The 20,394-nt window shown below is 67.3% G+C and carries 17 protein-coding genes; 6 read left to right on the plus strand and 11 right to left on the minus strand.

The genetic code is table 11. The annotated features are described in order from the left end of the window. Positions 1-6: 6 nt before the first annotated feature. The 7 genes from greA to ACQG3P_RS16400 form a co-directional block, all read right to left on the minus strand. The gene (gene greA, locus ACQG3P_RS16370) at positions 7-483 is read right to left on the minus strand and encodes a transcription elongation factor GreA (protein WP_068851523.1); all 477 of its coding nucleotides are present in this window, start codon (positions 481-483) and stop codon (positions 7-9) included. Further along, positions 480-3,722, minus strand: coding sequence for a carbamoyl-phosphate synthase large subunit (gene carB / locus ACQG3P_RS16375; RefSeq protein WP_426805642.1), 3,243 nt, complete (start codon positions 3,720-3,722; stop codon positions 480-482). The genes greA and carB overlap by 4 nt, the downstream gene beginning before the upstream one ends. A 68-nt stretch (positions 3,723-3,790) precedes the next feature. Continuing rightward, complete coding sequence (gene carA, locus ACQG3P_RS16380) at positions 3,791-4,921, minus strand: glutamine-hydrolyzing carbamoyl-phosphate synthase small subunit (protein WP_068851517.1); 1,131 nt, start codon at positions 4,919-4,921, stop codon at positions 3,791-3,793. 226 nt (positions 4,922-5,147) lie between these two features. Further along, a complete protein-coding gene (gene dapB, locus ACQG3P_RS16385; RefSeq protein WP_283938978.1) occupies positions 5,148-5,876 on the minus strand; it encodes a 4-hydroxy-tetrahydrodipicolinate reductase in 729 nt (242 codons plus the stop codon). Between the two features lie 174 nt (positions 5,877-6,050). After that, positions 6,051-6,305, minus strand: a complete 255-nt coding sequence (locus ACQG3P_RS16390) for a DUF6587 family protein (protein WP_426805643.1) — start codon at positions 6,303-6,305, stop codon at positions 6,051-6,053. Beyond that, positions 6,305-8,161: a ferrous iron transporter B gene (gene feoB / locus ACQG3P_RS16395; protein WP_068851509.1), complete on the minus strand. Its 1,857-nt coding sequence runs from the start codon at positions 8,159-8,161 to the stop codon at positions 6,305-6,307. Before feoB ends, ACQG3P_RS16390 begins: the two co-directional genes overlap by 1 nt. Beyond that, positions 8,158-8,412 carry a FeoA family protein gene (locus tag ACQG3P_RS16400; RefSeq protein WP_068851506.1) on the minus strand — a complete coding sequence of 85 codons (255 nt, stop codon included), beginning with the start codon at positions 8,410-8,412 and terminating at the stop codon, positions 8,158-8,160. The genes feoB and ACQG3P_RS16400 overlap by 4 nt, the downstream gene beginning before the upstream one ends. Before the next feature lie 117 nt (positions 8,413-8,529). Here ACQG3P_RS16400 and ACQG3P_RS16405 point away from each other — a divergent pair, with 117 nt between their 5' ends. The 5 genes from ACQG3P_RS16405 (at position 8,530) to yeiP (ending at position 14,404) form a co-directional block, all read left to right on the plus strand. Beyond that, positions 8,530-9,318 (plus strand): enoyl-CoA hydratase-related protein, encoded by a 789-nt coding sequence (locus tag ACQG3P_RS16405; protein ID WP_426805644.1) that lies wholly within the window; start codon positions 8,530-8,532, stop codon positions 9,316-9,318. Positions 9,319-9,494: 176 nt separating this feature from the next. Next, on the plus strand, positions 9,495-10,388 hold the full coding sequence (locus ACQG3P_RS16410; protein ID WP_426805645.1) for a hydroxymethylglutaryl-CoA lyase: 894 nt from the start codon (positions 9,495-9,497) through the stop codon (positions 10,386-10,388). Continuing rightward, positions 10,385-12,949 carry a sensor domain-containing protein gene (locus ACQG3P_RS16415; RefSeq protein WP_426805646.1) on the plus strand — a complete coding sequence of 855 codons (2,565 nt, stop codon included), beginning with the start codon at positions 10,385-10,387 and terminating at the stop codon, positions 12,947-12,949. Before ACQG3P_RS16410 ends, ACQG3P_RS16415 begins: the two co-directional genes overlap by 4 nt. Before the next feature lie 79 nt (positions 12,950-13,028). After that, positions 13,029-13,799 carry an SDR family NAD(P)-dependent oxidoreductase gene (locus tag ACQG3P_RS16420; protein WP_095363843.1) on the plus strand — a complete coding sequence of 257 codons (771 nt, stop codon included), beginning with the start codon at positions 13,029-13,031 and terminating at the stop codon, positions 13,797-13,799. A gap of 38 nt (positions 13,800-13,837) precedes the next feature. Beyond that, positions 13,838-14,404 carry an elongation factor P-like protein YeiP gene (gene yeiP, locus ACQG3P_RS16425; protein WP_068851495.1) on the plus strand — a complete coding sequence of 189 codons (567 nt, stop codon included), beginning with the start codon at positions 13,838-13,840 and terminating at the stop codon, positions 14,402-14,404. Between the two features lie 14 nt (positions 14,405-14,418). On the opposite strand, the gene ACQG3P_RS16430 is transcribed toward yeiP, so the two are convergent. The 4 genes from ACQG3P_RS16430 to ACQG3P_RS16445 form a co-directional block, all read right to left on the minus strand. Then, positions 14,419-15,156, minus strand: a complete 738-nt coding sequence (locus ACQG3P_RS16430; protein WP_426805647.1) for an MliC family protein — start codon at positions 15,154-15,156, stop codon at positions 14,419-14,421. 138 nt (positions 15,157-15,294) lie between these two features. Continuing rightward, the gene (locus tag ACQG3P_RS16435) at positions 15,295-17,088 is read right to left on the minus strand and encodes a DUF4105 domain-containing protein (RefSeq protein ID WP_426805648.1); all 1,794 of its coding nucleotides are present in this window, start codon (positions 17,086-17,088) and stop codon (positions 15,295-15,297) included. Next, positions 17,088-17,384, minus strand: coding sequence for a DUF2388 domain-containing protein (locus ACQG3P_RS16440; protein WP_068851491.1), 297 nt, complete (start codon positions 17,382-17,384; stop codon positions 17,088-17,090). The genes ACQG3P_RS16435 and ACQG3P_RS16440 overlap by 1 nt, the downstream gene beginning before the upstream one ends. A 62-nt stretch (positions 17,385-17,446) precedes the next feature. Then, positions 17,447-18,835 carry an FAD-binding oxidoreductase gene (locus ACQG3P_RS16445; RefSeq protein ID WP_426805649.1) on the minus strand — a complete coding sequence of 463 codons (1,389 nt, stop codon included), beginning with the start codon at positions 18,833-18,835 and terminating at the stop codon, positions 17,447-17,449. A gap of 173 nt (positions 18,836-19,008) precedes the next feature. Between ACQG3P_RS16445 and serA the strand changes: the two genes are divergently transcribed. Beyond that, the gene (gene serA / locus ACQG3P_RS16450; protein ID WP_095363846.1) at positions 19,009-20,250 is read left to right on the plus strand and encodes a phosphoglycerate dehydrogenase; all 1,242 of its coding nucleotides are present in this window, start codon (positions 19,009-19,011) and stop codon (positions 20,248-20,250) included. The last annotated feature ends 144 nt before the right edge of the window (positions 20,251-20,394 follow it).

The raw sequence follows: 20,394 nt of genomic DNA on the forward strand, positions 1-20,394 counted from the left end.
GTCAGGTCAGTCCAGGTACTCGACGCTGACGATTTCGTACTCGCGTTGCCCGGCCGGGGCGTCGATCACGATGCTGTCGCCCTCGTTCTTGCCGATCATGGCACGCGCCACCGGCGAGGAAATCGCGATCAGGCCGAGTTTGATGTCGGCCTCCAGGTCGCCCACGATCTGGTAGCGCTTCTCTTCATCGCTTTCCACATCGGCCAGCTTGACGGTAGCGCCGAACACGACCTTGCTGCCGGCATTGAGCTTGGTGATGTCGATGATCTCGGCATGCGACAGCTCGCCTTCCAGCTGCTTGATGCGGCCTTCGATGAAGCCCTGCTCTTCGCGCGCGGCGTGGTACTCGGCGTTCTCCTTGAGATCGCCGTGCTCACGTGCCTCGGCAATGGCCGCGATGACCTTGGGGCGCTTGACCGACTTCAGCTGGTCAAGCTCTTCGCGCAGACGCTGCGCGCCCTTCAGGGTAATCGGTGCTCTCATGCGTTCAACTCCTTGTGCAGCTCCTGCAGCGACCAGACCGGGCCGGTACCGCGGAATTCCAGTGATTGCACCAGCGCCTTGGCGCCGGCAATGGTGGTCGAATAGGTGACGCGGTGCTGCAGCGCCTCGCGACGGATCGAGAACGAGTCGTTGATCGCCGCACGCCCTTCGGTCGTGTTGACGATATACACGATCTCGCCGTTCTTGATCGAATCGACGATGTGCGGGCGGCCTTCAACGACCTTGTTGACGATCTCGCACTGCATGCCGTGCTCCTGCAGCCACGCCGCGGTGCCGCGGGTGGCGACCAGGCTGTAACCGCGCTCAAGCAGTGCCTGTGCGACCGGCAGCACGCGCTTCTTGTCCGGGTCGCGGACCGACACGAAGGCCTTGCCCAGCGGCGGGGCCTTGATGCCGCCGGCTTCCTGCGCACGTGCGAAGGCGGCGCTGAAGCTGCGGCCCACGCCCATCACCTCACCGGTGGAACGCATTTCCGGCCCGAGGATCGGATCGACGCCCTGGAACTTGGCGAACGGGAAGATCGCTTCCTTGACCGAGTAGTAGTCCGGCACGATTTCCTTGGTCGCGCCCTGCTCGGCCAGGGTCTTGCCGGCCATGCAGCGCGCGGCGATCTTGGCCAGCGGCATGCCGGTGGCCTTGGACACGAACGGCACGGTGCGCGACGCACGCGGGTTCACTTCCAGCAGGTACACGATGTCCTCGCCGTTCTCGCCGGCCTGGATCGCGAACTGGGTGTTCATCAGGCCGACCACGTTCAGGGCCTTTGCCAGATCCACCACCTGGCGGCGCAGCTCGGCTTGGGTCTCGGCCGACAGCGAGTACGGCGGCAGCGAGCAGGACGAATCGCCCGAATGCACGCCGGCTTCCTCGATGTGCTCCATCACGCCGCCGATCAGCACGTTGCCGTCCTTGTCGGCAATGATGTCCACGTCCACTTCCACGGCGTTGTCCAGGAAGCGGTCCAGCAGCACCGGCGAATCGTTGGAAACCTTGACCGCATCGCGCACGTAGCGCGCCAGGTCGGACTCACCGTAGACGATTTCCATCGCACGGCCGCCCAGCACGTAGCTCGGGCGCACCACCAGCGGGTAGCCGATCTCGCGGGCCAGCAGCAGGGCTTCCTGGTCGTTGCGGGCGATGCGGTTCGGCGGCTGCTTCAGGCCGAGCTTTTCCACCAACTGCTGGAAGCGCTCGCGGTCTTCGGCCAGGTCGATGGAATCGGGCGAGGTACCGATCACCGGCACGCCGTTGGCTTCCAGCGCGCGCGCGAGCTTGAGCGGGGTCTGGCCGCCGTACTGCACGATCACGCCCTTGGGCTGTTCCAGCTCGACGATTTCCAGCACGTCTTCCAGCGTCAGCGGCTCGAAGTACAGGCGGTCGGAGGTGTCATAGTCGGTCGAGACGGTTTCAGGGTTGCAGTTCACCATGATGGTTTCGTAACCGTCATCGCGCAGCGCCAGTGCCGCGTGCACGCAGCAGTAGTCGAACTCGATGCCCTGGCCGATGCGGTTCGGACCGCCGCCCAGGATCATGATCTTGTCGCGGTTGCTCGGCGCCGCTTCGCACTCGTCCTCGTAGGTCGAATACAGGTAGGCGGTGCTGGTGGAGAACTCGGCGGCGCAGGAATCCACGCGCTTGTACACCGGGCGCACCTTGAGCGCACGGCGCAGTGCGCGCACGCCCGCTTCATTGGTGCCGGTCAGCTCGGCCAGGCGCGCATCGGAGAAACCGGCGCGCTTGAGCTTGCGCAGGCGGGCGGCATCGAGTGCGTCCAGGCCATCGGCGGCCAGCTGGGTTTCGGCCTGGATGATTTCTTCGATCTGGTCCAGGAACCACGGGTCGATGTGCGACAGCGCGAACACGTCTTCCACGCTGAAGCCGGCGCGGAATGCATCACCCACGAAGAACAGGCGCTCCGGACCCGGGGCCTTGAGTTCGCGCTTGAGGGTGGTGATGTCGTCTTCGTTGGCCAGGTCCAGGCCGGTCGGGTCGAGGCCGATCTTGCCGGTTTCCAGGCCACGCAGGGCCTTCTGCAGCGATTCCTGGAAGGTGCGGCCCATCGCCATCACCTCGCCCACCGACTTCATCTGGGTGGTCAGGCGGGCATCGGCAGCCGGGAACTTCTCGAAGGCGAAGCGCGGGATCTTGGTGACGACGTAATCGATCGACGGTTCGAACGAGGCCGGGGTCAGGCCGCCGGTGATTTCGTTCTTCAATTCGTCCAGGGTGTAGCCGACCGCCAGCTTGGCGGCGACCTTGGCGATCGGGAAGCCGGTGGCCTTGGAGGCCAGCGCCGACGAACGCGACACGCGCGGGTTCATTTCGATGACAACGACGCGGCCGGTGGTCGGGCTGATGCCGAACTGCACGTTCGAACCGCCGGTATCCACGCCGATCTTGCGCAGCACGGCGATGGAGGCATCGCGCAGGCGCTGGTACTCCTTGTCGGTCAGGGTCTGGGCCGGGGCGACGGTGATCGAGTCACCGGTGTGCACGCCCATCGGGTCCAGGTTTTCGATGGAGCAGACGATGATGCAGTTGTCGGCGGTGTCGCGCACCACCTCCATCTCGAATTCCTTCCAGCCCAGCACCGATTCTTCCACCAGCACTTCGGTGGTCGGCGACAGTTCCAGGCCGCGGGTCACGATATCGACCAGCTCTTCGCGGTTGTAGGCGATGCCGCCACCGCTGCCGCCCAGGGTGAAGCTGGGGCGGATGATGGTCGGGTAGCCGACGCGGGTCTGGATCTCGATGGCTTCTTCCAGCGTGTGGGCCACGGCCGCGCTCGGGCACTCCAGGCCGATCTCGCCCATGGCCACGCGGAACAGCTCGCGGTCTTCGGCCATGCGGATCGCTTCGCGCTTGGCGCCGATCAGTTCGACGTTGTACTTCTCCAGCACGCCGTTGTCGGCCAGGTCCAGCGCGCAGTTCAGCGCGGTCTGGCCACCCATGGTCGGCAGCAGTGCGTCGGGCTTTTCCTTGGCGATGATCTTTTCGACCGTCTGCCAGTTGATCGGCTCGATGTAGACGGCGTCGGCCATCTCCGGGTCGGTCATGATGGTGGCCGGATTGCTGTTGACCAGCACCACGCGGTACCCCTCGTCACGCAGGGCCTTGCAGGCCTGGGCGCCGGAGTAATCGAACTCACAGGCCTGGCCGATGACGATCGGGCCGGCACCGATGATGAGGATGGTCTTTAGGTCAGTGCGCTTGGGCATTGTCTTCTCTAAGTCAGTACAGCGTGTCAGGGGTCGCAGCGCCGCGCCGAAGGCAGCGGCGTCTCGAATCAGGCCTTGGCCTGCGCCATCAGGGTGATGAAGCGGTCGAACAGCGGGCTGACGTCGTGTGGGCCCGGCGAGGCTTCGGGGTGGCCCTGGAAGGAGAACGCCGGCACGTCGGTGCGGGCGATGCCCTGGTTGGTGCCGTCGAACAGCGAGCGGTGGGTCACGCGCAGGGTGGCCGGCAGCGTGGCTTCATCCACCGCGAAGCCGTGGTTCTGCGAGGTGATCATCACGCGGCCGTCGTCCAGGTCCTGCACCGGGTGGTTGGCACCGTGGTGGCCGTGGCCCATCTTGACCGTCTTGGCGCCGGAGGCCAGCGCCAGCAGCTGGTGGCCCAGGCAGATGCCGAACACCGGCACCTTCCTGTCCAGGAACACCTTGATCGCTTCGATGGCGTAGTCGCACGGTTCCGGGTCGCCCGGGCCGTTGGACAGGAACACGCCATCGGGATTCATCGCCAGCACTTCGGCAGCCGGGGTCTGGGCCGGTACCACGGTGATGTCGCAGCCGCGCTCGGCAAGCATGCGCAGGATGTTGAGCTTGGCGCCGAAGTCATAGGCCACCACCTTGTACTGCGGGGCGGCGCTGACGAACGTGTTGGAATCCAGGTCGAGCTGGCCCTCGTTCCAGCTGTAGGCCTTGTCGGTGCTGGTCACCTTGGCCAGGTCCATGCCCTTCAGGCCGGGGAACTTGCGTGCCGCTTCCAGGGCGATGTCGACGTTGATGTCGTCACCGGCCATCAGCGCGCCGTTCTGCGCGCCGCGCTCGCGCAGGATGCGGGTGAGCTTGCGGGTGTCGATGCCGGAAATGGCGACCACGCCACGCTGCAGCAGCCAGTCCTGCAGTGAGACCTGGCTGCGCCAGTTGCTGGGACGGCGCGGCACGTCGCGCACGATCAGGCCCGCCGACCACACTTTGTGGGCTTCGTCGTCCTGGTCGGTAAGGCCGGTATTGCCGATATGCGGGTAGGTCAGCGTGACCATCTGCCGGGCGTAGGAGGGATCAGTCAGCACTTCCTGGTAACCGGTCATGGCGGTGTTGAACACCACCTCACCGACGGACAGGCCGGGCGCGCCTACGGATTCGCCCTCGAATACGGTGCCGTCTTCGAGGACGAGGATTGCGGCTTGGGTCACGGGAATCTCACTTTGGCTACCGAGGGGTCACCGAAGTCACGCCACGCTTCACGGAAAAGCGGTTGCAAAAAAGCGCGGACTGCGGTGCGGGACCGGTCCGGCTGTCGTGATTCGGCGAGCGGGAATTGTAAAGGCAACCCCCCTCCAACGCCAGCGTTTGCTTGCAATGGGCAGCGTACGGGAGCGTCCGGCCACCCTGGGGTTCAGGCGTGGCCGGTGCGCGCGTTCAGGTTGCGCTGGCGGCGAGCAGGTCGCGCACGCGGTAGCTGGCGGGGGCGCGCCCGTTCAGCTGCACGGCGGCGAACAGGGCGCCACGGGCGAAGATGTCGCGATTGGTGGCGCGGTGGGTCAGTTCGATGCGCTCGCCGAGGCCGGTGAACTGGACGAGGTGTTCGCCGACGATGTCGCCGGCGCGCAGGCTGGCGTAGTGCGGCTGGGCGCCGCCCTTCTGGGCGGCGGCACCGAGGGTGAGTGCGGTACCGGAGGGGGCGTCCTGTTTGTGGACGTGGTGGGATTCGACGATGTCGCAGTCCCAGCCGGCCAGGGCGGCGGCGGCACGTTCGACCAGTTCATCGAGCACGGCCACGCCCAGGCTGAAGTTGGAGGCCCACACGAGCGGGATCCGGGTGGCGGCCTGGATCAGGGCCTGGCGCTGGGTTTCGCTGATGCCGGTGGTGCCGGAAACGAGGCCTGCACCGCGCTCGACACACAGGGCCAGCACGGGATCGAAGCCTTCGGGCAGGCTGAAGTCGATGGCGACGTCGAACTGGGGCGCGCCATGGAGTTCACTGGCGGCGAAATGCGGGACGCCGTCGACCACGCGCTGGGCGGGCGAGCGGCGGGTGACGGCGGCGACGACCTGCAGGTCGTCGCGCTCGGCAGCCAGGCGCAGCAGGGCCTGGCCCATGCGGCCGGACGCACCGTGGATGAGCAAACGGATGGGGGGAGTAGTCATGCCCGCAGGCTAGCGAATGGGTTTGGATTGGGCAATCGCCAACATCAACGTCAACATCAAAAGCGTCGGCTCTGCGTTGCCGTCTGGCAGGGCGGGTCCGGGGCAGGCCCGCGGGGGACGCCGCCCTCTACAGGTTTTCGGTGACGGAGAGCAAGAGCGTAGAGCCCCGAGCAATCAATGCTGCTTTGGCGGTGTCGGGCCACAACTGTCGCAACCACCACAGGCGCTGCCACCGCCGGTGGCCGGCGGTGCTATGCGGCGGCCCAGTGCCTGCAACCAAGTGGCGCGCTGGGGTTTGATCAGCCCGAGCGCTATCGCGCCACGCGCTTTGCGCACGGTGCCGGGGAACTGCTTCTTCAGCACTACCCAGGCGCTGACCAGGACGATCAGCGCGACCACGATGTACTGCAGGAGCAGGCCGGTGCTCATCAGCCGCCGCCCAGGGCCACGGTCACCTGGTAGGTGACCAGCGCGGCGACGTAGGCGGCCGCGAACAGGTAGAAGGTGGCAAAGCCAACCTGCTTCCAGGAGTTGGTTTCGCGCTTGATGGTGGCCAGGGTGGAAATGCACATCGGGGCGTAGATGAACCACACCAGCAGGGACAGGCCGGTAGCCAGCGACCAGCCGTTGGCGACCACCGGGGTCAGGGCCTGGATGGCGGCGTCATCGTCGGCGGCGGACAGGGCATAGATGGTGGCGAGCGAGGACACAGCCACTTCGCGGGCGCCCATGCCGGGGATCAGTGCGATGCAGATCTGCCAGTTGAAGCCCAGCGGGGCAAAGAACACGGCCATGGCATGGCCGATCTGGCCGGCGAAGCTGTAGTCGATGGCCGGCATGGTGGCGTTTTCGGGGGCACCCGGGAATGACAGCAGCACCCACAGCAGGATGGTCAGCGAGAGGATGATGCCGCCCACGCGCTTGAGGAAGATCATGCCGCGCTCGTACAGGCCCACGGCCAGGTCGCGTGGGTGCGGAATGCGGTAGGACGGCAGTTCGAGCATCAGCGGGTGTTCGCTCTTGTCGCGGCGCCACTTCTTCATCACCCACGACATCGCCAGTGCGCTGAAGATGCCGGCCGCATACAGGGCAAACAGGATCAGGCCCTGCTGGCTGACGAAGCCCCACAGGGTCTTCTGCGGGATGAATGCGCCGATCAGCAGGGCGTAGACAGGCAGGCGTGCCGAGCAGGTCATCAGCGGGGCGACCAGGATGGTGGCGAGGCGGTCACGCGGGTCCTGGATGCTGCGGGTGGCCATGATGCCGGGCACCGCGCAGGCGAAGCTGGACAGCAGCGGGATGAACGAACGGCCGGACAGGCCGGCCGAGGCCATCATGCGGTCGAGCAGGAACGCGGCACGCGGGAGATAGCCAGACTCTTCCAGGGCCAGGATGAAGGCGAACAGGATCAGGATCTGCGGCAGGAACACCACCACCCCGCCGACGCCGGCGATGATGCCGTCGGTGAGCAGGCTGGTCAGCGGGCCGGGCGGAAGGTTGGCGCCCACCACCTCGCCCAGCCAGCCGAAGCCGGCCTCGATGCCGTCCATCATCGGCGTGGCCCAGGCGAAAACCGCCTGGAAGATCAGGAACATCACCACGATCAGGGTCATCAACCCGAACACCGGGTGCAGCAGCCAGCGGTCCAGTGCGTCGTCGATCTTCGCAGTGCGGGTGGGCATGCTGACCGCGGCGGCGAGGATGCCGCGCACCTGGGCGTGGTAGTCCGCTTCCCCGGCGACCGCCGCCACCAGCGGGGCATCCAGGTGCGGCACCATCGCATCCAGGCGTTCGACCAGCGCCTGGGCGCCGTTGCGGCGCACGGCCACGGTTTCCACCACGGGCACGCCCAGGGCCTGCTCCAGCGCCGGCACGTCGATCTTGATGCCACGGCGCTCGGCCGCATCCACCATGTTCAGCGCCACGATCATCGGCTTGCCCAGCTCGCGCAGTTCCAGCGCGAAGCGCAGGTGCAGGCGCAGGTTGGTGGCGTCGATCACGCACAGCAGCACGTCGGGGGCGGCCTCGCCCGGGTAGAAACCCCGGCAGAGGTCGCGGGTGATTGCTTCGTCCAGGCTGGCCGGCTGCAGGCTGTAGGCGCCTGGCAGGTCGAGCACGGCGAATTCACGGCCAGATGGCGCGCGCAGGCGGCCTTCCTTGCGCTCCACGGTCACGCCGGTGTAGTTGGCGACCTTCTGGCGGCTGCCGGTGAGCTGGTTGAACAGCGCGGTCTTGCCGCTGTTGGGGTTGCCGACCAGGGCAATGCGCAGGGTGGCGGCGCTCATGCGGCCGCTCCATCTGCAACGGCGGTGATGTCGATGCGCCTGGCTTCGGAAATCCGCAGGGCGAAACGGGTGAACCCGACCTGCACCAGCAGCGGTTCGCCGCCGATGGGACCACGGGCTACCAGACGCACATCTTCACCCTTGACGAAGCCCAGTTCCCTGAGCCGGCGGGCGATGGCGTCGTTTGCATGGAGGTCGCGCACCGATTCCACCAGAGCGGAGCCGTGCAGCGGCAGATCGGACAACGTCACAGGTCGCCTTCGGTCGATAAGAATGGTTATCAATTCTAGCATCGCCGCGCCGCGTCATGGCCCGGGCCGCATGGGCCGCTATGATCCATACATGTATGGAGCAGGCGCAGGCCCCCGATGAGTGACGCTTTACGAATTGAACGCAGCGCGGCCGTGCTGACCCTGTGGCTGAACCGCCCTACCCTGCACAACGCCTTCGACGCCGGGCTGATCGCGCAGCTCACCGCCGCGCTGGAAGCGGCCGGCCGCGACGCGCAGGTCCGCGCGGTGGTGCTGGCCGCCACCGGGGCTTCTTTCTCGGCCGGCGCGGACATGCAGTGGATGCGCGGCATGGCTGCGGCCAGCGAGGAGGACAACCGCCAGGATTCGCTGGCGCTGGCCCGGCTGATGCGCACCCTGGATGAGCTGCCCAAGCCGACCATCGCCCGCGTGCACGGGGCGGCGTTCGGCGGCGGGGTCGGCCTGGTGGCCTGCTGCGATATCGCCATTGCCAGCACCACCGCCCGCTTCGGCCTGACCGAAAGCCGGCTGGGCCTGCTGCCGGCGGTGATCTCGCCTTATGTGATCGATGCGATCGGCCCGCGCCAGGCGCGGCGCTGGTTCGCCACCGGCGAGCATTTCGACGCCGACACCGCCCTGCGCATCGGCCTGGTCCACCAGCTGATCGAACCTGAACGGATCGACGAAGCGGTCCAGCGCCAGCTGGGCCTGCTCGACAAGGCCGGCCCGATCGCCTCCTCGTCGGCCAAGGAACTGGTGCGCCGGGTAACGATCGGACGCGACCGCGACGCCACCGACCGCGACAATGCCGCCCTGATCGCCCGCCTGCGGGCGTCCGAGGAAGGCCAGGAGGGCCTCGGCGCTTTCCTGGACAAGCGCGCGCCCCATTGGGTTACCCAGGACTGAAGGGCCCCGGGCCCACGCACCCGCGGGCTGGCCGCTTTGCCGCCCATCCCGCGTATCCCCCTTTCATGGCCCACAGGGAAACCTGGGTCGCTCCACTTCGCCAGGAACGTTCGTGACTCCATCCCCCACCCGTCCACTGCAGGCTGTGCGTCTTCCCTCCCATGGGGAGCATCGGCATGGATGATTTCGTACGCATTGTCGAAGTCGGTCCGCGCGACGGACTGCAGAACGAAGCCCAGCCGGTGGCCACCGCCGACAAGATCGAGCTGATCCGCCAGCTCTCGCTGACCGGCCTGCGCACCATCGAAGCCACCAGTTTCGTCAGCCCGCGCTGGGTACCGCAGCTGGCCGACGCCGCCGAGGTCTATGCCGGCATCGAACGCCGCCCGGGTATTGCTTACCCGGTGCTGGTGCCCAACGAGCAGGGCTACGACCGGGCCCGCGCGGTGGGCGTGGAGGAAGTGGCGGTGTTCACCGCCGCCTCGGAAACGTTCAACCGTACCAACACCAATGCCGGCATCGACGAGTCGCTGGCGCGCTTCGCACCGATCCTCGATCGCGCCCGCGTCGACGGGGTGAAAGTGCGCGGCTACGTGTCCACCGTGCTCGGCTGCCCTTACCAGGGCGAGGTCGCCGTCAGCGAAGTGGTGCGCGTCGCACGCGCGCTGCACGAGATGGGCTGTTACGAAATTTCGCTGGGCGACACCATCGGCGTGGGCACGCCGCGCAAGGCCCGCGCCATGCTGCGCGCGGTGGCCAGCGACGTGCCGATGCCGGCCCTGGCCGTGCATTTCCACGATACCTACGGCCAGGCGCTGGCCAACATCGATGCATGCCTGGAGGAAGGCGTGCGCGTGGTCGATTCGGCCGTGTCCGGTGCCGGCGGCTGCCCTTATGCCAAGGGTGCCAGCGGCAACGTGGCCAGCGAAGACGTCGTGTACCTGCTGCATGGCATCGGCATGCGCACCGGCATCGATCTGCCGGCGCTGGCCGCCACCGGCCGCTGGCTGGCCGCGCGGCTCGGCCGCGAAACCGGCAGCAAGGCCGGCAGGGCCCTGGCCGCGACATGAGCCGACGCCGCCCGCGCACGGATGCAGCGGTCGGTGATCACCTCACCGGGCACGTCGACGCGCTGGCGGCCCTGGAAGAGGCGCTGGCGCAGCCGCCCGGCGACGACCTGCATGCCCTGCTGCGCGATGTGCAGCAGGCGCTGCAGGAAGCGATGGACGACCGCCAGCTGGCGCTGCGCCGCTACGCCGCACTGTTTGATGCGGTGCCTGATCCGGTCAGCATCCTCAGCGAATCCGGCGTGGTGCTGGATCTCAACAAGGCCGGCATCCGCGCCTATGGCCGCGCCCGCGAAGACATCATCGGCCAGCCGATCGAACTGCTGAATCCGGACCTGCCCAGCGATCACCTTGATCCGGTCTGGGAAGCGTTGCGCCGGGGCGAAACCTACGTCATCGAAGTCACCAACATGCGCGGTGACGGCAGCCGCTTCCCGGTGGAAGTGCATTCGGCCGGCTTCGAGCACCAGGGCGAGCACTGCATCGTGGCGGTGGCGCGCGACCTGAGCAGCCGCTGGCAGGCCGAATCGCGCTACCGGCTGCTGATGGAATCCATCGACAAGGGGGTGATCCTGTTCGACCGCGACCTGCACGTGGTTTCGGCCAACCCGGCCGCGCACCGCATCCTCGGCACGCAGGGCAACGGCGGCAGCCTGCAGGCGATGCTGGCACCGGACGACTGGATCAGCGTGGACGAACACGGCCACCCGCTCACCCGCGAGCAGTGGCCGGCCAGCGAATCCCTGAATCGCGGGCGCATCATCCGCAGCACCATCGTGGGCCTCTACCATCGCCCGCGCGGCCGCATGATCTGGATTTCCACCACCAATGTGCCGGTGTACGGCAACGGCCGCGACATTCCCGACCACGTGTTCGCGCTGTTCAGCGACATCACCGAACTCAAGCGCAACAACACCCTGTTCGACCGCGCCCAGTCGCTGGCGCACATCGGCGGCTGGGAATGGGACCGTGGCCTGCAGCGCCTGTACCTGACCGACGAAGCCGCGCGCATCCTGGGCCAGGAGCTGCCGCTGCAGGACATGGCGCACCTGATGGACTGCCTGCGCCTGGACGACCGCGCGCAGCTGCAGCAGGCGCTGCTGGACGTGATCGACCGGCAGGTGCCGTTCGAGCTGGAGCTGCAGGGGCAGCGCAGCGACGGGCATTCGTTCTGGGTGCGCATGATCGGCGAGGCCGAGGCCGGCGACGTCAATGCCGCGCGCATCGCCGGCACCGTGCAGGACATCACCTCGCGCAAGCATGCCGAGGAAACCCTGCGCATCCAGGCCCGGACCGACCCGCTCACCGGCATCATGAACCGCGATGCGGTGCTCACCGACCTGGCCACCCGCATGGGCAGCCCCACCCACTGCAAGGTGGGCGTGCTGTACATCGACCTGGACCGCTTCAAGACCGTCAACGACCTGCTCGGCCATAACGCCGGTGATGAACTGCTGATCGATGCCACCCGGCGCATTTCCACCGCGATCGGCACCGAGGGGCTGGTGGCGCGGTTTGGCGGCGACGAATTCCTGGTGGTGTGCGATACCCGCGACCAGCCCGACCAGCCCGAGCGCCTGGCCGAGGCGATCACCCGCGCCTTCTCCACCCCGTTCCGGTTCGGCAGCGACGAGTTCTCGGTCACCACCAGCATCGGTATCGCCCGCGCGCCGCAGGACGGGCTGCGCCCGCAGCAGCTGATCCAGAACGCGGATATCGCCATGTATGACTGCAAGCGGCGCACCCGCAACGGCTGGCAGGTGTTTTCCCCGGAGCTGGCGCAGCGCCAGCACGACCGGCTGCAGATCGAAAGCCGCCTGCACCGCGCGCTGGACGACGACGAGTTCCACCTGGTCTACCAGCCGCAGGTGAACCTGCATACCGGCCAGCTGGTGGCCGCCGAAGCACTGATCCGCTGGCGCAACTCGCAGCTGGGGGAACTGCGCCCGGACATCTTCATCGGCCACGCCGAAAGCACCGGCGACATCGTGCGGATCGGGCTGTGGGTGCTCAACGAGGCCTGCCGCCAGGTACGCCAGTGGCAGGACGATGGCCTGGGCATCGTGCGGGTGGCGGTGAACGTGTCCTACCGCCAGTTCGTCGGCGAGGACCTGGCCCGCAACGTGCGCCAGGCGCTGGACCAGTACGGCCTGCCCGGCAGCGCGCTGGAGCTGGAATTCACCGAGCGGGTATTGATCGAGGACGCCCCCGATACCCTGCAGACCTTCGCGCGGCTGCGCGAGATGGGGGTGCTGCTGACCATCGACGATTTCGGCGAAGGCTACAGCGCGCTCAACTACCTGCGGCGGTTGCCCATCCACGGGCTCAAGCTCAGCCAGATGTTCGTCGAGGGCGTGCCCGGCAACCGCTCGGACGTGGCGGTGTGCGAGGCCGTTTGCGGCATCGCCCGCAGCCTGGGACTGGGGCTGGTCGCCGAAGGCATCGAATCGGAGGAGCAGCGCCGCTTCCTGCACGGCATGGGGGTCACCGTCGGCCAGGGCTTCCTGTTCGCGCCCGGACTGTCCCCGGACGAATTCGCCCGCCGCCTGCCGCCGCGCCGCTGAGCGCCCGTCTGCGCTGCACAACGGCGAACGGGCCGGCATCCGCTAGAATCGGCGGCTCTTGAACCTGCGGGATCGTGCAATGCAGCTGTCTTCCGTCCGCGCCGTCGTCACCGGCGGTGTTTCCGGCCTCGGCCTTTCGGTGGCCCAGCACCTCGTCGCCCAAGGCGCCAAGGTGGCCCTGTTCGACCTCAATGACGACAAGGGCGCCGCCGCCGTTGCCGAGCTGGGCGCTGCCAACGCCCGCTACTTCAGCACCAATGTCAGCGACGAAACCGCCGTGGCCGCGCAGATCGACGCCGCGCACGACTTCCTGGGCGGCCTGAACGCCGTGGTCAGCTGCGCCGGCATCCTCGGCGCGGGCCGCGTGCTCGGCAAGGAGGCGCCGATGCCGCTGGCCACCTTCCAGAACACCGTCATGGTCAACCTGGTCGGCAGCTTCAACGTGGCCAAGGCCGCGGCCAACCGCATGCAGCACAACGCCGCCGGCGACGATGGCGAGCGCGGCGTGATCATCAACACCGCCAGCGTGGCCGCCTACGAAGGCCAGATCGGCCAGGCCGCCTATGCCGCCTCGAAGGGTGGCGTGGTCGGCATGACCCTGCCGATGGCGCGCGAGCTGTCGCGCTTCGGCATCCGCGTAATGACCATCGCCCCGGGCATTTTCTGGACCCCGATGGTCGATGGCATGCCGCCGGCCGTGCAGGAATCGCTGGCCGCCTCCATCCCGTTCCCGCCGCGCCTGGGCAAGCCGGAAGATTTCGCCGGCCTGGTCGGCCACATCCTGACCAACACCTACCTCAACGGCGAGACCATCCGCCTCGACGGTGCGGTGCGCCTGGCACCCAAGTAAGCAAGCACCACTACCTCCCACGAACCGACCTTCATTACATGAAAGCCAACGACATCAAGAAAGGCAACGTCGTCGAATACAACAACGGCGTGTACCAGATCCGCGACATCGAGCGCAGCTCGCCGCAGGGTCGCGGCGGCAACGTCCGCTTCCGTTTCATCATGTATAGCGTGCCCGGTGGCAACAAGCTGGACGCCAGCTTCGATGCCGACGACAACCTGCCGGAAGTCGAACTGCTGCGCCGCCAGTCCACCTATTCGTACAAGGACGGCGATGCGTTCGTGTTCATGGACGATGAGGATTACACCCCGTACACCCTCGATGCCGATGTCATCGGCGATGACGCCGGGTACATCACCGATGGCCTGACCGGCATCTACGTGCAGGTCATCGATGACCAGCCGGTGGCCGTGCAGCTGCCGAGCAGCGTGGTACTGGAAGTGGTCGAGACGCCGCCGGAACTGAAGGGCGGCACCGCCACCAAGCGCCCGAAGCCGGCAAAGCTCAACACCGGTATTGAAATCATGGTGCCGGAGTACATCTCCAACGGCGAGCGCGTGCTGGTCAATACTGCGACCGGTGAATTCGCCGGCCGCGCGGACTGAGGTAGCGCGCTGAATCAGGGGCGCTCAGCCAAGGCCGGCGCCCCTGCGAAATCGCCACAGCCGTGGTACTGGCGTGCGCCCACCGTGAGCATCACGGTAGCGCCGAATGCCTGCCCGCTCATGTCGTCATGGCAGACCGTGCGCTGGAAGCTGACCTTGATGTCGGTGCCATCGGCGGCCTTGCCCGACCAGCCATCCTTGCCCTGGGTCGGCGCGACCACTTCGAATTTCTGCTCGCCGTAACCGGTCTCCACGCGCAGCACCGGTTTTTCGCCTGCGCTCACCTGGGCCAGCCAGCCCGGCTCGTTGCCGGTGGCACGGAACCCGGGCGGCGCTGCTGCGCTCGCGGCGGCGGCAGCGATCTCGCCTTCCTTGCCCGATCCGGTGCAGTTGCGGTCCGGCTCGCCCTTGAGGGTCAGCGTGCCTTCGGTGGTGCCCTTGGTCCAGAATACGTTGCCCTGCCCGTCGCTGAACTTCGCGCCGGAGGCGGCAGTGTCCGAGGCCATCACGAAAGTACGCCCGCCGACGACCACCGTGGCCGAATCCTGGCCGCGATAGGTCGCCTGCACCGGCAGATCGCCGCACTGGAAGGCATAGACGCGTTCGTCGGAAGTCGGTGCGGCCGCCGGCGGGGGAGCTTCATTGCCGGCCGCGACGGGATCGGGTGCCGCGCTGTCGGCCTGCTGCGCGGGCTGGCACGCGGCCAGGCCGGCGGCGATGGCCAGGCTGAGAATAAGGGGAGATGCGCGCATGTTCGACTCCTTGCCGATGTTCTGGTTCAACCAACGATCGTAGCCCTGCAGGTGTGAGCGAGGGTGAAACGCCGCGTAGGGACACGCCATGCGTGTCTGCTCTTCGCCGGGCACCGCGCAGACACGCGCGGCGTGTCCCTACACCCCTTCGCGTGCCAGTTGGCGCATACGGCTTCCCAGCCGGGCCAGCGTGTCGTCGATCGTGGCCAGCTCCTGCTGCTGCGCCGCAGGCAATCGCGCGCGCATCTGCGCCTGCAACGCCGTCCATGCCGGAACGCCGCGTTCGCTGATCTGTTTTGCAGCCTCGGCCGCAATGATGCGCTCCTCCGTGCTCGGCAAGCCATAGCCGTCACCGCCCACCAACCCGGCCGGATTCACCAGCTGCCCGGCATCGTCCAGCAGCGCGAGCAACGCCGCATGCGCTGCATCATCGCCCGCATCCGAACCGCCCAGCGCCCGCTTCAACCCATCGCGCGCACGCAGTTCTTCGCGGTACCGCGCCGCCTGCTCCAGCAACAACAATGCCGAAGTGGCACGCAATCCGCCGCGGTCCGCCCAGTGCGCACGCTGCGCCGCCGGCAATGCCAACCACGCGGTCACTTTCGCCGTCGGCAATGCCAGTTCCGAACGCGCCACATCAAACAACTGCTGGTAATGCGCCTGCGCCGACGGGAAGTAGTAGCCCATGCGCATCGCTTCGCGCCTGTCCTCCAACACCGCGCCATCCGCACGGCCCTGCCGCTCCAGCCGACGCAGCAGGCCACCGGGGCTGAGCCGGTTCAGGCCGGGATCGGCCCAGCGTGGCACGCCTTCCTGCAGCAGCTTGCCGGTTTCCACCGCGCAGTTGTTGCTGACAAAACGATACCGCCCGTCATAGCTCCAGTGCACCTGCCCTACGCGTTCCAGCAGACCCGCGATGTCGCTTTCATCAAGCGCCAGCGGTACCGACTTCAGCCCGCGCAGCTCCAGCTGGGTGTACTCGTTGATCACCTGGTTGAGCGGCAGCACGAACAGCCGCGACGGATACGCGCCGGTCAGCCCGCGCCAGCTGGAAATCTGCACATCGCCGACGAACGCGCGGAACGACAGCACCCGGTGATGGGCCAGATCCAGCCGGCACGCCGGGCCGCGCGGACGCCCCGGCGCGCAGATCACCAGCCGCAGCATGCTGTGGCCCCAGCGGCTCATCAGCTGGTCGTTGCCCTCGGCCAGCAGGTAGTCCACCGCATATACCCGCTGCGGATCCAGCTCCAGCAACGAGGCTTCGCCGGTGACATCACCGGCCTGCACCAGCGCCACGCGCGGGTCGCACGCGGCCTGCGGCCCGGGGCCAAGGTGATCTGCAAACCACGCCGCCAGCACCGGCCGACGGCACGCGAACCCGGTGTCGAGCAGGTAATGCTCGGCATTCACCGCCAGGTATTCAGCCGGGCTGTGGCGCTCGTACGGGTCGGGACTGCGTTCGGTGAACGCGTTGTCACCACGCCCCCAACGCCACGGGTGCTGCTGCCAGCCGGCCAGGTCACGCCAGCGGGCGCTGTACGACCAGCGGCCATCAACGGCGCGGTCCAGCACGTGGGTCAATTCATGGATCAGCGCCGCCTGCACCGCGCGTGGCAGTGGTTGGCCGGGTTGTACCTCGTCCAGCAGGCTGCGCCGCAGGGTGATCGCATTCCTGCGGGTGCGGCCATGCACCGTGTCGGGAAGCTGGTCCGACCAGGACAGGGTCACCGGGGCGACGAAGCGCGCCTGCCATGACGCAGGCAGCAACGCAGGCGCCTGCTGCAGCACCTGCTCGGCGTTCGCCCGCTGGCCGGGATCGAGTCCGTCCGCCTGCAGCTGAAGCTGCAGGGCGGCATGGGCGGCCGGGGCGGCCAGCAACGCCGCCAGGGCCGCCGCGCATCGGCGCAGGGCCCTGCGGCGCAGTTGCATCAGCGGGCCAGCAGGGCCTGGGCCAGCTGCATGTCGCTGGCGTCGCGCTGGGCGGCACCGGTTTCGCGCAGGTGCAGGAGCGCCGCTTCCAGGCGGGCGCCACGGATGGCGCCGTCGGTGGCCACGAACGCAGCTGCGTCTTCGCGGGCATCCACCACTACCTTGTCATCGTCCGAGCTGGACGAACCGGCCGAGGAGGCACCGGACGCCGAACCCGCCGAGGAGCCGGCGAAGCTGGAGGCGAATGCCGAAAGCGGCAGGGCAAGCACGGCAAACAGCAGGATCGATCGCTTCATCTTGGGTTCGTTGAGGACAGGAAGAGGCAAAGCGTATCGGCTGCGTGAAATTCTGTCGCCTGCTACAGGTCGAATACCTTGCCCGGATTCAGCAACCCTTGGGGATCAAACGCACGTTTGACCGCCTTCATCAGCGCGATTTCCGCCTCGCCGCGGGTGCTGTCCAGATAGCCCTTCTTGACCAGGCCGATGCCATGTTCGGCCGAAATGCTGCCATCGAAGTCCTTCAGCACCTGCGCCAGCAGCTTGGTTACGTGCTCGCACTGCTGCAGGAACTGCGCATCGTCGGTGGCATCGGGCTTGAGCACGTTGATGTGCAGGTTGCCGTCGCCGATATGGCCGAACCAGACCACGTCGAAGTGCGGGTAGGCCTGCCCGATCAACGCCTGGGTGCGCGCCATGAACGCCGGCATCGCCGAAATCCGCACCGACACATCGTTCTTGTACGGCTTGTAGCGCGCCACCGCCTCGGTGATGCCTTCGCGCAGGCGCCACAGCTGCGCGGCCTGCGCATCGCTCTGGCTGACCACGCCGTCGCTGACCCAGCCCTGCTCCATGCAGGCCTCGAACGCGGCCATCGCCGCAGCCTCCTGCACCTCATCGCCAGCGGCGAACTCGGTCACCACGTAGAACGGATGCACTTCGGCGAACGGGGCCTGCGCGCCATGCGCCAGCACGTGCTCCAAGGCCCGGTCGGTGAAGAATTCGAAGGCCTGCAGCTGCATGCGCTCGCGGAACGCGGCAAACACCTGCATCAGCACCTCGAACGACGGCAGCGCCAGCAGCATCACGTTGCTGGCCGGCGGCGGATCGGTGAGCTTGAGCGTGGCTTCCACGATCACGCCCAGCGTCCCCTCGGAGGCGATCAGCAGCTGGCGGAAATCGTAACCGCTGGAATTCTTGATCAGCCCCTTGTTCAGCTCGAGCAGCTCACCGTTGGCGGTGACCACCTTCAGGCCGGCAATCCACTCGCGGGTATTGCCGTAGCGGATCACCCGGATGCCACCGGCATTGGTGGCGATATTGCCGCCGATCGAGCAGGAGCCGCGTGCGGCGAAGTCGACCGGATAGATCAGGCCGTGTTCGAGCGCTGCGTTGTGGACGGCTTCCAGCGCCATGCCGGCCTGCACGGTCAGCGTACGGTCCACCGCATCGAAGGCCAGCGCCTTGTTCATCCGCTCCAAGCTGAGCACCAGCTCGCCGTTGGCCGCGACCGCGCCGCCGCTCAGGCCGGTGCGGCCCCCGGAGGGCACCACCGCCACGCCCTGGGCACTGGCCCAGCGCAGGATGCCCTGCACCTCTTCCACGTTGCCCGGCAGCGCGATGGCCAGCGGCGCCGGCGTCCAGCGCCGGGTCCAATCGCGTCCGTAGTGCTCCAGCTCGGCCGGCTCGGTGGTGAGCCGCAGCCCGGGGCAGTCCTGCAACAGCAAATCAAGGCGCGGATCAGTCATATGAACAGAGGGGCCAAGGCAATCCCAAAGGGTAGCGCACGACTGTTAGTCGTGCGACCTCGCCAACAATTGGTCGCATCTGAAACCGTCAAACCGCCCCATGGCGCACCGCACCATCCCCGCCCCGATCTGGCATAGTGGGCAGCTCCCGCCCAACATGCTGCCGCTTGCCCATGTCGCCGAAGAAGACCTCATTCCCGAAGCAGGATATCCGCGTGCTGTTGCTGGAGGGGGTGAGCCAGACGGCCATCGACGTGTTCAGTGCCGCCGGCTATTCGCAGATCGAACTGCACAGCAAGGCCCTGCCCGAAGACGAACTGAAGGCGCGCATCGCCGAAGCGCACATCGTCGGCATCCGCTCGCGCACCCAGCTCAGCGCCGACGTGCTGGCCCATGCCAAGCGCCTGATGGCGGTGGGCTGCTTCTGCATCGGCACCAACCAGGTGGACCTGGAAGCGGCCGAGCTGGCCGGCATTCCGGTGTTCAATGCGCCCTACTCCAACACCCGCAGCGTGGCGGAGCTGGTGATCGCCGAAGCGATCATGCTGACCCGTGGCATTCCGCAGAAGAACGCCGAATGCCATCGTGGCGGCTGGTCCAAATCGGCCGCCGGCAGCCATGAAGTGCGCGGCAAGACCCTGGGCATCATCGGCTATGGCCATATCGGCACCCAGGTCGGCGTCATGGCCGAAGCCATGGGCATGCAGGTGATCTTCCACGACATCGAAACCAAGCTGTCGCTGGGCAACGCCCGCGCTGCCATCGACCTGGACGACCTGCTCGCCCGCGCCGATATCGTCACCGTGCACGTGCCCGAAACGCCGGCCACCCAGTGGCTGATCGGCGCGCCGCAGCTGGCCCGCATGCGCCCGGGCGCGCACCTGATCAATGCCGCACGCGGCACCGTGGTCGACATCGATGCGCTGGATGCGGCGCTGCGCTCGGGCCACATCGGTGGCGCGGCGCTGGACGTGTTCCCGGTGGAGCCCAAGGGCAACGGCGATGCCTTCGTGTCGCCACTGACCGCGCACGACAACGTCATCCTCACCCCGCACGTGGGCGGCAGCACCCTGGAAGCGCAGGACAACATCGGCGTGGAAGTGGCGGCCAAGCTGGTGCGTTACAGCGACAACGGCAGCACCCTGTCGGCGGTCAACTTCCCCGAAGTGACCCTGCCCGAGCATGAAGACAGCCTGCGCCTGCTGCACATCCACCAGAACGTGCCGGGCGTGCTGTCGAAGGTCAACGAGATCTTCTCGCGTCACAACGTCAACATCGATGGCCAGTTCCTGCGTACCGACCCGAAGGTCGGCTACGTGGTGATCGACATCACCGCCAGCGAGGAGCAGGCCACTGCTGTGCGCGAAGAGCTGGCGGCGATTCCGGGCACGCTGCGTACGCGCGTTCTGTATTGATCGCACTGCCGGCCGTGGACGTGCGCATCAACGCGCACGTTTCGCTCCGCGGTAGGGTCGCATCCCAATCGACTGCCGATAACGGTGATCGGCGCGATGGCGGCATGACCACTGAACGAAACGCGCTTCTTCGCCAAATGGTCA

The sequence above is a fragment of the Stenotrophomonas sp. SrG genome (assembly GCF_050031795.1).
GTDB lineage: Bacteria > Pseudomonadota > Gammaproteobacteria > Xanthomonadales > Xanthomonadaceae > Stenotrophomonas > Stenotrophomonas rhizophila_A.